Origin of the sequence: Lactobacillus helsingborgensis (assembly GCF_000970855.1) — a bacterium.
Lineage (GTDB): Bacteria > Bacillota > Bacilli > Lactobacillales > Lactobacillaceae > Lactobacillus > Lactobacillus helsingborgensis.
The window spans coordinates 30,389-44,515 of the sequence record NZ_KQ034047.1; the positions used below are offsets into that span (position 1 = coordinate 30,389).

Sequence of the window (14,127 nt, forward strand, 5' to 3'; positions counted from 1 at the left end):
TCAAATACTACAATCAAGCTAGAATCAGGCACACGCTAAAAGGCCGCACCCCGATTGAATATCGGAATACGGCCTTAGCAAACATGAATTAATGTTAACGTCCAATTCTAGGGGTTAACTTCACTTTTTATTATTTACTTTATTTCAACATTTCGGATGCGTAAGGTAATTCTAAAGATGGATCAGCATCCAAAGTAAGGTCAGCAAATTTTCCTTCCTGATATAAATTGTATGCCGCTGCACCAATCATCGCGGCATTATCACCGCAAAGCTTTAAATCAGGCAAAATGACTTTAGGTTGCAGATTTTGCGGTAAACTTGCTATTTCACTGTTCATTCTGTCCCGTAAACCATGGTTAGCGGCTACACCACCACCCATAATAAAGGTTTGGGGCTGATACTGCTTAATAGCCCTAATCGTTTTAGTTGCTAAAACATCAATTACTGCGGCTTGAAAACTGGCCGCTAAGTCGTATTTATTTAGTTTTTGGTTAATTTGTTCAGCGTGATGACAAGTATTAATGAACGCACTCTTTAAACCAGAAAAAGAAAAATCATAATCTTCTTCTTTAATCATTGCACGGGGAAAATCAAAGGTATCCTGCCCTTGATGAGCCCATTCATCTATTGTTTTACCAGCTGGATAATTAACCCCTAAAACTCGGCCAATCTTATCGTAAGCTTCTCCTGCAGCATCATCTCTAGTATCACCAACGATTTCAAAATGTGTCGGATCTTTAAGCAAAACGATCTCAGTATGACCACCAGAAACTTGCAGTGCAAGTGCCGGATAAACTATTTCTTCTTTTAACTGCGCCGCCATAATATGACCCATAATATGATCAACGCCAATTAAAGGGATGCCTGTAGCCATTGAAGCGGCTTTTGCGGCACTGACACCGATTAAAAGTGCCCCAACTAAACCCGGACCATAGGTGACAGCAATTGCATCTATATCTTGCCATGTGGCGTTTGCCTTGCTTAAAGCCTCATTAGTAATTTGAGTAATAACTTCAATGTGATGACGACTAGCAACTTCAGGAACAACACCGCCAAAACGTTGATGACTTTTAATTTGTGTTGCAACAATCATACTCTCTACTACTCTGCCGTTTTTTACAACAGACGTTGAAGTTTCATCACATGAACTCTCAAAAGCTAAAATACGGATGTCTTTTTTATTTGTCACTTCTATTTCCTTTCTTTAATCGTCTGTCAATTTGAGCACCATATTCAGCCCATTTTGATGGGAATCTTGATAGTAATTAGGCCAAATGAAAGTTACTACAAAGCCTAGTTTTTGGTATAAATTTTGAGCAGCCAAATTATCCGCTCTTACCTCTAAACTAAGCTCCTTACATTTTTTATTTTTAGCAATATCAATTGCCAAATTCATTAAATACGTCCCCAACCCAAGTTTCTGCCAAGCTGAATCCACCATCAAGATAGTAACATGAGCTTCACTTCTGTTAAATCTGATACCAATCACTGCTAGCAAAATGTTTGAGTGTGCTACTACTATATAAAGTGCATTAACCTTAGTTAATTCTGTTTGAAAAATGGACATTGTCCAAGGCGTTTGACCTTGATAAAGGCTTTTTTCTAAAACCACTAATGCAGCAATATCTTTTGGTTCAGCTTTTCTAATATCCAAAACAGAATCATTGATGGTAATTTTAGTTGGTGCAAATCTTATTTTTCTTTCTTGTTCTCTTGAAAGTAAAAAAGACCTGAAAAAGTTAAACTTCTTCCACATAATTGTTATCAGGCTCGTAAGCTTTCCCAGTCTTTTTGTGCCAATCAATTTCTGCTTGTGTGCGTCGCAAATAGTTTGGCAAAAGTTTATCAGGATCGTCAGCCTCAGCTTTGCAAGCAAGCCGACCGATCAGGCCAGCATGAACGACATTTTGCTTTTCTTCCGCAAAACTAAATTCTACATTCAGCTTTTTTATATTTTCTTTTTGCTTTTCAAAACCTGAACCTACAAAAATAATTTTGGGGAAATTATTTTTTGCATAGTATTCTTTGATTGCACTCAGCAAAGTATCAATGTGATAGTGACCATCAGGAATTACACAAAGTGGTGAACTACCAGTCATACTATTAACATAAGCACCGGCAAAATAGTTATCATTGCGGGCGTCAATGCCAGCGACAATTAAAGCCCCGCTCTCCTCACAACTTGCTGCCAAAGCTTGTAATGTAGAAACTCCAACCACATCTTTATGAAGTATACTGGCAAACATTTTAGCAGTGGTAACTCCAATACGTAAACCGGTGTATGAACCCGGGCCAATAGCCACAGCAAAACGATCAACTTCGGACAAAGTTAATTTATTTTCTTTTAGAATTTCAGCAATTAACGGGTCTAAATGCGCACTGTGATTACGGGCATCGTACTCATTTTTTTCCGCAACAATTTTATTGTTGTCATTCAAAGCCACACTAAGATTGTTTGTCGCAGTCGACATACTTAAAATTTTCATTCTAAAATTTTTACTCTTTTCAAAATTACCTTTTGATTTTAACACGCGAAATAGCGTTCAAAACAAAGTAACTAATAATCATCTCTAACCACGGAGTAATTGCCTCTTTTGGTATCCGTTGAATAAGGGCAACGCGAAAGTCCATCCCGTATAAAAGGTGAACCCATAAAGTATTTAACCCAATATTAACAACAACAGTTACTAACAGAGTTGCAAGAATTATCCGCCAAATTTTGACTGGTTTTTGATAAAACACCAAGCCATAGATAAATGGTCCGACCATTGCACTTAATGTAAAGCCGAGAAAGAACCCACCTTGGTTGCCAAATAGAGCAGATGAAACTAAATCACCTATTCCACCGCCTACACTACCCCAGACTGGACCAAAAAGGTAACCCAGCATCGCACTGCCTATGAAGCCCAGACTAACGTGCACAATATTCGTACCAACTGTAAAACGACTAAGAATAATTTTCATTGCGACAATAATACCCAAAAGTACTAGATCGCGCAATTCAACCTTAAGCATTTCTTTAATAGTCATTTGCAGCACTTTCTTTCTTTAATTAAAATTGTGTATCAACACAAAAATTAATTATATTATAACTTGCGCCAGATTAGTTCACAAACAGCTTTATCTTTTTTATCGTCATCAGCAATTGTATGAAATGTTTTGACACTGTCTCCGTCATCAACTATGCTCACACAAGCATACGGAGTTTGAGCATAACGCACTTCTAAATTAAACTTGACATCAATAGTTTGGATAATATGCTCTTTTAAAAAGTCCCGATCAAGTGTGTCAAGAAACCAATTAAAATAATGGCCGTTAGTCATATGATGATTAGTGTCCAAGTCATCATATCTTACCCGATACTGCCGCTTTTTCTCGTAATTTTCCTGAACTCGAAGTCTTGGAAAACGAGGCAGCTTTTTTAATAGCGGAATACCAAGCTCAACCATCATTTCCTTGTCAGTTGAAACCAGCTTACGCGTTTTTAAGTCAAATAAAACCCACTCACTTTTGACACTAATCAATTCATTCCCGTTCTGATCCGTAAAAACATAATTACGGTATTCTAAGAAACGGTTATAGCCAACCGGTTCAGTGATCAATTCAATCATTTCATTCGGCTTGGGCATACGTGTTATATCAACATGATATTGGGTTACCACCCAACCTAAACCCCTTTTGGTCAGAGCGTTAGTACTTCCATTACCTGAGTCCAACTGGTGTTCTGAAACACTCATCATAAGATCAATCATTGCCGGCAACTTTAAATTTTTGTTTTCATCACATTCATAAAAGTTAACCAAATGTTTTTCACTATATTTCATAATATGCACCTACTTTTGATGATAACGATCATATAATTCATTCTTAGATATATGATTATTTTGTGCAACCTCTTTGATGGCTGTCTTCTTGCTTTCACCGTTTGCTACTAATTCATTTACCAAATCTATCAATTCAGCCCAAGATAATTGTTCCGACTGCTGGGTGTTAGGCGAAACCAAAATTACAAATTCGCCTCGTGGTGCTTGCTCTTTAAAGTAAGCAGTAACTTCACTAATTGTGCCCCTGATAAATTCTTCGTGAATTTTAGTTAATTCTCGTGCTGCTACTATTTTACGATCTGAATCAAAGATAGTAGCCATATTAGCCAAAGTTTTAACTAACCTGTGGGGAGCTTCATAAAAAATTGAGGTAGCATGTGCTTTGTTCATTTGCTCAAAAAAAGGCTGTTGCTCACCTTTTTTACGAGGTAAAAAACCATAATAAGTAAATGGCTGGGCGTCAAAACCAGAAGCAATTAAAGCCGTAGCAAATGCAGAAGGGCCTGGAAGTGGAACCACCGGGATATTATTTTTAATACATTCCTGCACCAGAATATATCCCGGATCCGAAATAACCGGCATCCCAGCATCACTAATTTCAGCAATTACCGCACCTTTTTGCATCAAAGAGACTAGTTCTGGGGCCCGTTCTTTTGAATTATACTTATGAAAAGACAGCATCCGATTGTGTACGCCAATTTTTTCAAGGAGTATTCCGCTAGTTCTGGTGTCTTCGGCTGCAATATAGTCGGCTTCTTGTAAAATTCTTTTTGCTCTAATTGTAATATCATCAAGATTGCCTATTGGTGTTGGCACCAAATAAAGCTTACCAGCTTCTTGAGCATAACTGCTTTGCCTCTGCATTCAATCAATCCTTTAATGTTTTTTCTTCTTTTCGCCAAAGTTATCTAAGATATCAAGGCAAAACATGCAATCAGTATTCGGATCCCTGTGAGAGCCGTAATACATGTTACAAATATGGTAACCTGAACTATAAATTTGGCGTAGAGATTCAAGACCACTTTGAGTTTTAACGGTATTATTGTGGGCATTATTCATTTTGTCCATTTTTTCGCGCAGCAACTTATTCTCTACTTTTAATTCTGTATTTTCTTTTAAAGTTTCTAAAAAACTATTCTCTAAACTTTCGATTGTTTTGGTCATATTGACCATTGAATCGTGAAGCTGCTCCAATTTTGAATAAGAATCCACTATTTACACCTACCGTTTCCATTGCAAGGCAAGATAATCAAGTAAATTGCGCAAGCTAACATTACTATATTGCATCTTATCAAGCTCAAGTAAATCTCTTAGCATTCTTGCTCCATCTTGTTGTTTGCCATTCATTAATTCTGTTTGCGCCCATTTTTTCAGTAAGAAAAAAATATATTTTTGTTCATTTTTACTTTTAGCCATTTCTGCCAATTGATGCGCGCTTACTAGTGCTAAAGAGCTACTTTCAAGCATTTCCTGATAAAAATACTTGGTTTTCTGTTCTAACTTGCTAGTATCTCCTAAATCATTAACATCGTTGGGACTAAAACCATTTGCTAAAAGTTCTTCAGTTTTACTATTTATTGCTTCATTAGTCGTGAAATTTATGATTTGAGTACGTGAACGAATTGTGGGTAAAATTTGATCAGTATTATTTGTAATTAAAATTGTAACCACAGGCGCAACGGGTTCTTCTAATAAATTAAGCAAAGCATTAGCCGCAGACAAAGTTAATTTTTGTGCTTCATTTATGAAAAAGAACCGCACATTACTTTGAACAGGACTCTTAGCTAGTTCTTCTTTTAATAGACGAACTTGATCAATCCCCAAGCTTTGTTTGCCTTCCGGCTCAACCAGTAAAACATCAGGATGGTTACCCGAAATAATCTGCCGGCAATTTTGACATGATCCATCCGGTTTATTTTTACCAGTACAATTAAAAAGGCAAGCCAGCCAGTATGCTGTGTTTAAAGCTTGAACTTCATTTGCATCAACAAATAAATAACTATGTGCCAATTTGTTTTGTTCAAACGCTTGACGCAAAAATTCAGCTTGCTTCGCACCCTTTTCAGCAATGTTAACAATCATTAGAATTGTTTAAACTCTTCTACTGGCAAAACAAAACAAGTGGCTCCGCCAACAGTAATTTTGATTGGTTGACTGTTCATTTCAAAACCCGTCATTGTCATATTAGGATTCATATATTCTTCACGGGCCTTAGATTCTTCCTTGATAATGCGCAAAACCTGCTTAACATGCTTATCGTCTATACCGATTAGAAAAGTGGTATTACCTTCACTGAGAAAGCCGCCTGTTGTAGCAAGCTTGGTCGCACGAATGCTTTCTTTAACAAATGTATGTTGTAACCTGTTAGCGTCTTCTTTTTGCACAATTGCTACTATTAACTTCATTTTAATCAGTCCTTTAACAAATCTGCTGGTAAATGGTTTGCAATAATTTTAACACAATCTGCTACAACTAAATTTAGGGCTTTATTTGCATCAACTATTTTGATCCTATCAGGATAAGCAGCATTTACTTCGTGATAGCCTTCATAAACCTTTTGGTGAAAGAGTAATTGTTCTTGCTCTAACCGATCTTCCTGACCTGCCCGCTCCTGAGCAATTCTGGCTAGCCCAATTTGGGGCTTAATGTCTAAAAAAATAGTTAAATCTGGTTCGATTTTACTGGTAGCAAAATCGTTAATTTGTTTGACAGCTGCAATACCCAAATTTCTACCTGCGCCTTGATAAGCTAAAGAGCTGTCAACAAAGCGGTCAGAGAAAACCACTTTTCCTGCTTTAAGCGCCGGAATTACTGTTTCAAACATATGTTGACTGCGCGCAGCTGCATACAACAAGGCTTCAGTTTTGGCAGACATTTCTTCATTAACTGGATCTAAAATCAATTGGCGAATTTTTTCGGCAATTTTTGAACCTCCAGGTTCACGAGTCACTAGATATTGTGTTTTAAGTCTAGGACTTATTTGCTCTACCACTTGCTTTAAAACTGTACTTTTTCCTGAACCATCCGGCCCTTCAAAACTAATAAAATAACTTTTCATAAATCTCTCCATGTCTCTATTTTACAAGAGTTCTTTTTATATGAACACCCCAACGTACTTTTAATTTTTTAGTAAAATAAAAAGCCCTCAAGATAAGGACTTTTATTCAGAAATTGCATTGGTGAAACCACTAAATCTTGTATGCCGCAAACGTGCTTCATCATATAAAAAAGAGTATTTTGCACGTAAAATTTTGCCTGAAATTACATTATCTTCTGACATATCTAGTGTTGTTGGATCGAGATTTTTTTGTACAGCGATTTGTTCTTGTAAATTTTCGATGATAGTCATTAACCACTCATCGCCCATATTTTTAACTTTATTTTTTGCCATTAGATTGATGTTCTCCCCTGTACTGCGCGTTTCAAAGTAATTGAGTTAGCATATTCAATGTCGCTGCCAACAGCTAACCCAGCAGCCAACCTAGTTACTTTAATGCCAGCGGGTTTAATTAATTTACTAATATACATTGCAGTTGATTCACCTTCTGGAGTTGAATTTAAGGCTAGAATCACTTCTTTAACATCATGCTTTTGCAAACGAACTATTAATGACTTAATGTTTATTTCTTCTGGTCCAATACCATCCATTGGTGACAAAACACCATGTAAAACATGGTACAAGCCGCTATATTCACCCATATCCTCAAAAGCCATGACATCCTTAGGTTGTTCAACCACCATAATAGTCGATTGGTCGCGAGCAGGATTGCTGCAAATGGAGCAAGGCTCTTTTTCAGTAATATTGCCACAAATAGAGCAGCGATGGAGTTTTTCCTTTACTTCAGATAAGGCGGTACTAAAATCTTGAACATCATTATCTGGCATGTCTAAAGTATAAAATGCAAGCCGAGTTGCTGTTTTTTCACCAATACCAGGTAATTTCATATATGAATCAATTAAATGCGCAATTGGTGCTGGATATTGCAATTAAATCATACCCTTCGTGTATTTGCCTAAACTTTTTTGTGTAGCCTGATCGATTTCTTCTAAACCTTTGTTGACTGCATCAATAACTAAATCTTGCAACATGTCAGGATCATCTGGGTCTATTGCATCTTTATTGATAGCAATATTTTTCAATTTTCGATCTCCGCTAAAAGTGGCTACAACTAAATCATCAGCAGACTTGCCCACAAATTCCTGAGCAGTAATATTTTGTTGTTCTTGAGCCATTTGTTCTTGCAACTTTTTAGCCTGTTTCATCATTTGTTGCATGTTCATGCCACCCATAGCGCCAAAATTAGGTCTTTTACTCATATTATTTTCCCCTTTTAATTCTAATCTTTAATATTTACAGTGTCACCGAATAACTCTTTAGCTTTTTTTACTACTTCGTCATTTGCTTCATTATGTTCCTGGTCAGCATCCTTATGCTTTTGTTTATTTAAAAGCTCTTGACCATGTTTTTGCAAAAATTCCTTACGTACGGTAGACCAATCTTCATCGGGTACCAACACTATCTCATAATTGTGCTTAGTAAATTTGGCAATTTCAGCTGTCAACATATCTATTAAATTATCATCTTCACTTGCCTTTTCAAACCAAAGAGCATATTTACATTTCATCACTACTTGATCCGAACTAGCTGCAACAGGCTTAAGAACATCTAATAAAGCACGCTGCGACACACCTAAAACTGATTGCAAATCAGGCCAAACATTTCTAATAGCAAGCAGATTTTCCTTCGTAGCATTTTCCAGAACATGATAAACCTGCTTGCGATTGAGTTCGTTAGCTCTTTTCTTATTACTAGCAGTTTTTCTCACCTTTTTCGGCGGCTTGGCATTAGTTTTCTTATTCTTGTCAGCATTTGACTGATCAGCAGCAACGTTATCCAAATGAAAAATTTGGTCGCTGTTCTTAGTTTGATTTTTAGTTAAAATATTAACTTTCTTGACCAAACTAGCAACTTGTTTCTTTAATGCCGCTATTTCTTCTCTTAGCTCCGGTTTTTGAGCACTGCTTTTTTCTTGTTCAGCCGTAATAATGGCAGAGGCAGATTCTTGCTCTTTTGCACTAGTACTTTCAACTAAAAATACTTCTAAGGGAATTTGTTGTTGATTAGTATAGCGCAGATCGTTCAGAGCGGTATTAGCAGCAGCTATTAACTGAAAATAACGTTCAGCAGGAATATCCTTAATTTTTTGAACAAAGTCTTTATTCAAAAAATTGTTTTGACTGCTATCTTTTGTTTTAACAATCATCAAGGCACTGGTAGCCATTGCTATCAGTTCATCTAAAATGTTTTTGGAACTGGCACCATTTTTGAATTCTGCTTGCGCCAGTGATATTGCCTGAGCTGCATCCCTGTTTAAAATCGCCAGCAAAATCTGCTCAATTTTTTCTTGATCAGCAAAACCGGTAATTTCCAAAGCTGCGTCATATTCAACTTTGTTTTTATCGAAACTTAAAAGCTGATCTAAAATGCTCAGAGCATCCCTCATACCACCATCGGCTACTTGTGCGATTACTCCCAGAGCTTTATCGTCATAGCCAATTTTTTCTTGATCTAAAATATATTTCATACGTTTTTCCATGTCGGCTTTAGAAATACGTTTGAAATTGTAGCGCTGTGTGCGTGAAATAATGGTTGCCGGTACTTTTTGCAGTTCAGTAGTGGCTAGGATAAAGACGACATGCTCTGGCGGTTCTTCTAAAGTTTTAAGCAAAGCATTGAATGCACCCATAGACAACATGTGGACCTCATCTATGATATAAACTTTGTATTTACCCTGAGTAGGCGCATACTTCACCTTATCCCGAATATCACGTATTTCGTCAACGCCATTATTGGAAGCCGCATCAATTTCTATGATATCCGCCATAGCGCCTTTATCTGCTGCTTTGCAATTCGCGCATTCGTTACAAGGCTCGCCATCTTTAAGATTTGTACAATTTAACGCCTTGGCCAAAATTTTAGCACAGGACGTTTTACCAGTTCCACGAGGCCCAGCAAATAAAAAGGCATGTGAGATTGTCCCACGCTTAATTGCATTTTTCAAAGTTTCCGTAATATCATCTTGACCAATTACACTGTCAAAAGTGCGCGGTCTCCATTTGCGGTATAACGCTTGATAAGCCATAGATCAGTCTTCCCTAGTAAAAAACTCTTAACTCTTGCGAAAGAGTTAAGAGTTTGTAATTGTCTAATAAAAGGCACATGCCCGAGCAACCTTAGTGCTGCTACCTTCCGGTCCTGACACGCTTTGGAGGTCAAACATTGCCCATAAGATATATTAACGTATTTTATGGTATATTTCCACTAATTTGCGAAATTTTTACTTGTGTCTTTTGCAGCTTTCTGCTTTTGTCTGATCTCTTTGAAAAAGCTTTTCAGCATTTGACTGGCTTCTTCACGATATAGTCCACGAATTACATGGGGATGGTGGTTAAATTTGGCTATTTCAAAAAGGTTAACCACACTGCCCGCTGCACCAGCTTTAGGATCAAGTGCTCCAAAGTAAACATTTTTAATACGAGAGTTAATGATCGCACCAGCACACATAGGACAAGGTTCCAATGTAACGAATAAACTACAGTCAATTAAACGCCAAGTGCCAAGCTTTAAGCACGCTTGCCTAATTGCTATCATTTCAGCATGTTGAGTCGCGTCTTGGTCTAATTCTCGCCGATTAAAGCCTTCTCCGATAACTTGCCCATCGGGAGCCACCACAATCGCACCAATAGGAACTTCGCCTAAAGTTTGTGCTTTTTGGGCCTGTTCAAAGGCCAGCTGCATCAAATTCTTTTTCTCTGCGCTTGAAAATGACATTAATTATTCACCGCCTGCAATACGTAATAGCCCTTATCCCTTTTTAAAATTGTACAGTTCCCAAAAGTTTTAGTTAGCAATTTGCGAGCGCTGGGTTCACCCTGTTTTTTCTGAATTACTACTAATAAAACTCCACCACCAACTAAATGACTTTTTGCACCAGATAAAATATTAGAAACGACTGTCTTACCAGCTCGAATTGGTGGATTAGTCACAATTAAGCCGTATTTTTTCTCTGGAGCAATGTTGCTGTATACGTCAGAAACAAAAATTGCCACATTATCTATATGGTTAAGCTCAGCATTCTTTTTTGCTAGATCTAATCCACGCTGGTTAACGTCTACCATCTCTACAGTTTGCGTCGGCCAAAATTTGGCTGCAAAAAGACCGAGAGGACCGTACCCGGTTCCTACATCCAGAATATTATTTGATGGAAAATTGACATCAGGCATTTTTTTGATTAAAACGCCAGAGCCATAGTCCACCCGCATTTTTGAAAAAACTCCGGCATCAGTAGTAAATTTTAAATCAATATCATTAACCCGGTAATCAACAACATGCTCATCATGCTGTGAAGTCGGGTTTTCCGCATAGTACATTTGGTTATTTTGTTCAGTCATCGTTTGCTTCATTCCTTAGTACTTTATTTAGATAATTCTAACGAACATGTCAATTTTTGCAAATAAAATAAAAAATCTAATTATGCCCTATAATTTTTTAAAAACATAATTAGATTTGCTATTTTCAATGTTAAGACATTTGATGAACTTTAACGGTCTTGGTTACTGGAAATACGCGTTTGGCGTAGTAATATGGTCGGAAATTAGCATTCCACACTGTAACACCGGCATTAGGCCAAGAATGTAAAACTTTATTATTACCTAAATAAATTCCAACGTGATAACAAATTGGCTTTGGACGGCCATAAAAAATTAAGTCGCCACGCTTTAATTTATTGAGGCTAACTGTTTGCAAAGTTGGACTTTGAACAAATGACCGACACCCCCACTCATGTGTAGCATGCCATTTTGGATTTGCTGGGGATGGATCAATCCCAGTTGCGTACATGCATTGCATTACTAAACCTGAGCAATCTACAGAAGTGCCCGGTTTTTTAGTAGTAAAATCAACCCATGCTGTACCCGCTTTTTGATATTGGTAACCACGTTTTATGAAAGCTTTAACGTAATCACTTCTAGTAGAAGCATAATTTAAGCTCTTATCGAGGGGACTGGTATAAAAACCTTTGAGATATAAGCTTTTCATGTGTAACTGGCGATATTTTTTAGGTATTTGGTACCGACGAACCGTACTGATTGTTATCTTACTGCTCTTAGCTGCAGTCCAAGTATTAGTTTCAGGGGAAACTAAACGCCAGGTAGAGTGTTTATGATGGTACCAAGCCGCAGGATAAGTCAATTTAAGACTTCCGTCATCATCAGTCAGATATTTTTTAACATTAATATATTTTTTCCCATTCCATTTTTGTAAAGTAACAGGTCTTTTCTCAGGGCTGTTTAGCTTAATTAGATCAGTAATTTTATCTCCTGCCGTCCACTTGAATTTTGTGTGGAGTTGCTTAAAAACAGTTTTACTTACTGTGGGAACTTTCGGTTCTTCCGGTATTTTAGAGGTATCATTTTGACCAGAATTAGTGCTATCTGTGGTACCAACGTCATTACTTGTATTATCGTTATTTTTATCAGAGTCTACTTTGTTATCAGACAACTGATTATTTTTATCCGTCTGCGAATTGTTAGTTGCAGAAGGAGCAATAGCATCAGCTGCCACAACGCTTGTTCCCACATTTGCTAGTAAAGTGATTGCTGCAATTCCCGCAAATATTTGCTTTCTATATTTCATAAATTTCCTCTTTTATCTTCAAATAAAAACATAAAATAATAATAGCATAAAATAATATAAATCACATATTAATTTAATAACTTAATGCTCTATATCCATCACGGCTCCAATAGCTGGTAAAAGCAACACTACTGATTTGTGCTTTTGCTCCGGTCCACGGATCATTGTAATAAAGCTGCTGATTATGATAGCCAGTCAAAGTAAGTGCGTGATTAGAGAAACCATCCATACCATTTACCCAGACGACTACCAAATGTGAATGAAGCAGTTTGTTTTTAATGGCGCTTAAGCCATAACCAGTCATAATTTTAGCTTTTCCCAGATACTTTTTGACGACGCCCTTTAGTCCGCCTGGAGCTACCCAATAGCCTTCAGGATATGCTTTATAAGGAGAACCAATAAATCCTTTATTGGGATCGCTGCTACGCGGGGTTTCATTTGCGATTTTTAATTTTGACACTTTCTTGCCAGCAAAATTAATCATCATTGTAGCTGCTGTCATTTCACAACCAGTTGGTAATTCTGGTCTTTGACAAATACACTGGGCATAGTTTCTGATGCCTTTAACTACGCCCTTTTTAATCCAATAATAAGCTTTTTTGGTAGATATTGATTTCTCACTTCTTTTACCATTAGGCTGATAATAACTATAGGTAGATTTATGAGGCGTCTTTCTTAATCCACTGAGCAAAACTCCGTGTTTATTAAACAAATAATGGTTCTTTTTTATTTTTACGAGCCCTTTGACTTTTTTATTATTTTTGTAAAAATATTGCTTTTTGCCCTTTTTTACCCAACCTTGTTTAATCTTTGGTTTTACCTGTGGAGGTTGCTTATTTTCGTCATTTTTTGAAGTTTCATTATCCTGCTTATTTTGGTTATTATTGTTATCTCCAGTTTTATCGTCATTTACACTAGAATTATTGTTGTTGTTATTTTCAGCTTTATTTTTATCTTCGGTATTATTATTTTGACTACTAGCTGTCGCATTCACAGAATAATCACTGGCGTCCGCTTTTACGGGATCTGCCGCTTGTATTTCAAAAAAAGAAATAATAAATACTAAGCAAAAAATATATCTTTTTTTCATTAGATTTAACCTTGAAATTATAAATTCAGTTGCAAAAACAAATCGGTCTGTAAGACAGATTAGAACTATTAATTAAATCACTTATTAGTCACATCTTAACTTGTTGCCACAGGTTGGCTTTTTAATGTTCAACTTTAATATATAACGCCGACTGACGAACAAATTTGACCACTGTCTTTATCCGCTAACGCACCAAGACCAATTGTTTTATCGTTAGGATCAAGTAAAATATTCCGGTGTCCCCAATTAGATTGCGCATCATTATAAATATATTCATAAAGCATGTTATCAGCAACTAATGCGCTGCTGGCATTATTTTCAGCATTAATTAGCTCGTTATTTGAACGATCTACGGTTGCACCCCAAGGAAAAGCGGCTATACATTCAGCAGTAGTTTTACGCACGACACCTGCTTTATTGAAAAAATCATTCAAAATGAAATTACCGGCAGAATCATTATGCGAAAAATTGGCAGGTAATAATTTGGTTCTTTCTTGAACAATCTCATCAAGCCGGGG

General features: G+C 36.9%; 18 protein-coding genes, 1 other RNA gene and 1 pseudogene. All 20 read right to left on the reverse strand.

Translation table 11 applies throughout. The annotated features are described in order from the left end of the window. Positions 1–139: 139 nt before the first annotated feature. Positions 140–1,189, reverse strand: coding sequence for a tRNA (adenosine(37)-N6)-threonylcarbamoyltransferase complex transferase subunit TsaD (gene tsaD / locus JF73_RS06025; protein ID WP_046327433.1), 1,050 nt, complete (start codon positions 1,187–1,189; stop codon positions 140–142). A gap of 15 nt (positions 1,190–1,204) precedes the next feature. Next, positions 1,205–1,756 carry a ribosomal protein S18-alanine N-acetyltransferase gene (rimI, locus tag JF73_RS06030; protein ID WP_046327434.1) on the reverse strand — a complete coding sequence of 184 codons (552 nt, stop codon included), beginning with the start codon at positions 1,754–1,756 and terminating at the stop codon, positions 1,205–1,207. Continuing rightward, on the reverse strand, positions 1,740–2,486 hold the full coding sequence (gene tsaB, locus JF73_RS06035) for a tRNA (adenosine(37)-N6)-threonylcarbamoyltransferase complex dimerization subunit type 1 TsaB (protein WP_046327846.1): 747 nt from the start codon (positions 2,484–2,486) through the stop codon (positions 1,740–1,742). The genes rimI and tsaB overlap by 17 nt, the downstream gene beginning before the upstream one ends. 25 nt (positions 2,487–2,511) lie before the next feature. Beyond that, positions 2,512–3,030 carry a folate family ECF transporter S component gene (locus JF73_RS06040; RefSeq protein WP_046327435.1) on the reverse strand — a complete coding sequence of 173 codons (519 nt, stop codon included), beginning with the start codon at positions 3,028–3,030 and terminating at the stop codon, positions 2,512–2,514. A gap of 56 nt (positions 3,031–3,086) precedes the next feature. After that, entirely contained in the window at positions 3,087–3,824 is a 738-nt protein-coding gene (locus tag JF73_RS06045; RefSeq protein WP_046327436.1) for an acyl-[acyl-carrier-protein] thioesterase, read from the reverse strand. Between the two features lie 9 nt (positions 3,825–3,833). Further along, positions 3,834–4,688, reverse strand: a complete 855-nt coding sequence (gene rsmI, locus JF73_RS06050) for a 16S rRNA (cytidine(1402)-2'-O)-methyltransferase (RefSeq protein ID WP_038523521.1) — start codon at positions 4,686–4,688, stop codon at positions 3,834–3,836. A gap of 12 nt (positions 4,689–4,700) precedes the next feature. Next, a complete protein-coding gene (gene yabA / locus JF73_RS06055; RefSeq protein ID WP_046327437.1) occupies positions 4,701–5,036 on the reverse strand; it encodes a DNA replication initiation control protein YabA in 336 nt (111 codons plus the stop codon). 9 nt (positions 5,037–5,045) lie between these two features. Then, positions 5,046–5,903 carry a DNA polymerase III subunit gene (locus tag JF73_RS06060; RefSeq protein WP_046327847.1) on the reverse strand — a complete coding sequence of 286 codons (858 nt, stop codon included), beginning with the start codon at positions 5,901–5,903 and terminating at the stop codon, positions 5,046–5,048. A gap of 2 nt (positions 5,904–5,905) precedes the next feature. Continuing rightward, positions 5,906–6,229, reverse strand: coding sequence for a cyclic di-AMP receptor DarA (darA, locus tag JF73_RS06065; RefSeq protein WP_038523527.1), 324 nt, complete (start codon positions 6,227–6,229; stop codon positions 5,906–5,908). A gap of 5 nt (positions 6,230–6,234) precedes the next feature. After that, complete coding sequence (tmk, locus tag JF73_RS06070; RefSeq protein ID WP_038523530.1) at positions 6,235–6,882, reverse strand: dTMP kinase; 648 nt, start codon at positions 6,880–6,882, stop codon at positions 6,235–6,237. Positions 6,883–6,984: 102 nt separating this feature from the next. Further along, positions 6,985–7,215, reverse strand: a complete 231-nt coding sequence (locus JF73_RS06075; RefSeq protein ID WP_038523532.1) for a YaaL family protein — start codon at positions 7,213–7,215, stop codon at positions 6,985–6,987. Further along, positions 7,215–7,811 carry a recombination mediator RecR gene (gene recR, locus JF73_RS06080; protein WP_046327438.1) on the reverse strand — a complete coding sequence of 199 codons (597 nt, stop codon included), beginning with the start codon at positions 7,809–7,811 and terminating at the stop codon, positions 7,215–7,217. Before recR ends, JF73_RS06075 begins: the two co-directional genes overlap by 1 nt. Continuing rightward, the gene (locus JF73_RS06085; RefSeq protein ID WP_038523538.1) at positions 7,812–8,141 is read right to left on the reverse strand and encodes a YbaB/EbfC family nucleoid-associated protein; all 330 of its coding nucleotides are present in this window, start codon (positions 8,139–8,141) and stop codon (positions 7,812–7,814) included. Positions 8,142–8,161: 20 nt separating this feature from the next. Continuing rightward, positions 8,162–9,967, reverse strand: coding sequence for a DNA polymerase III subunit gamma/tau (dnaX, locus tag JF73_RS06090; protein WP_046327439.1), 1,806 nt, complete (start codon positions 9,965–9,967; stop codon positions 8,162–8,164). 57 nt (positions 9,968–10,024) lie between these two features. Next, positions 10,025–10,118, reverse strand: an RNA gene (gene ffs, locus JF73_RS09425) — signal recognition particle sRNA small type. 28 nt (positions 10,119–10,146) lie between these two features. Continuing rightward, on the reverse strand, positions 10,147–10,656 hold the full coding sequence (gene tadA, locus JF73_RS06095) for a tRNA adenosine(34) deaminase TadA (RefSeq protein WP_046327440.1): 510 nt from the start codon (positions 10,654–10,656) through the stop codon (positions 10,147–10,149). Further along, positions 10,656–11,276 carry a class I SAM-dependent methyltransferase gene (locus tag JF73_RS06100; protein WP_038523545.1) on the reverse strand — a complete coding sequence of 207 codons (621 nt, stop codon included), beginning with the start codon at positions 11,274–11,276 and terminating at the stop codon, positions 10,656–10,658. The genes tadA and JF73_RS06100 overlap by 1 nt, the downstream gene beginning before the upstream one ends. A 130-nt stretch (positions 11,277–11,406) precedes the next feature. Continuing rightward, positions 11,407–12,519: a C40 family peptidase gene (locus tag JF73_RS09320; protein ID WP_052727778.1), complete on the reverse strand. Its 1,113-nt coding sequence runs from the start codon at positions 12,517–12,519 to the stop codon at positions 11,407–11,409. 73 nt (positions 12,520–12,592) lie between these two features. Continuing rightward, on the reverse strand, positions 12,593–13,609 hold the full coding sequence (locus JF73_RS06110) for a C39 family peptidase (RefSeq protein ID WP_046327441.1): 1,017 nt from the start codon (positions 13,607–13,609) through the stop codon (positions 12,593–12,595). A gap of 134 nt (positions 13,610–13,743) precedes the next feature. Further along, positions 13,744–14,127: pseudogene (locus JF73_RS06115) on the reverse strand (hypothetical protein); the annotation flags it as partial.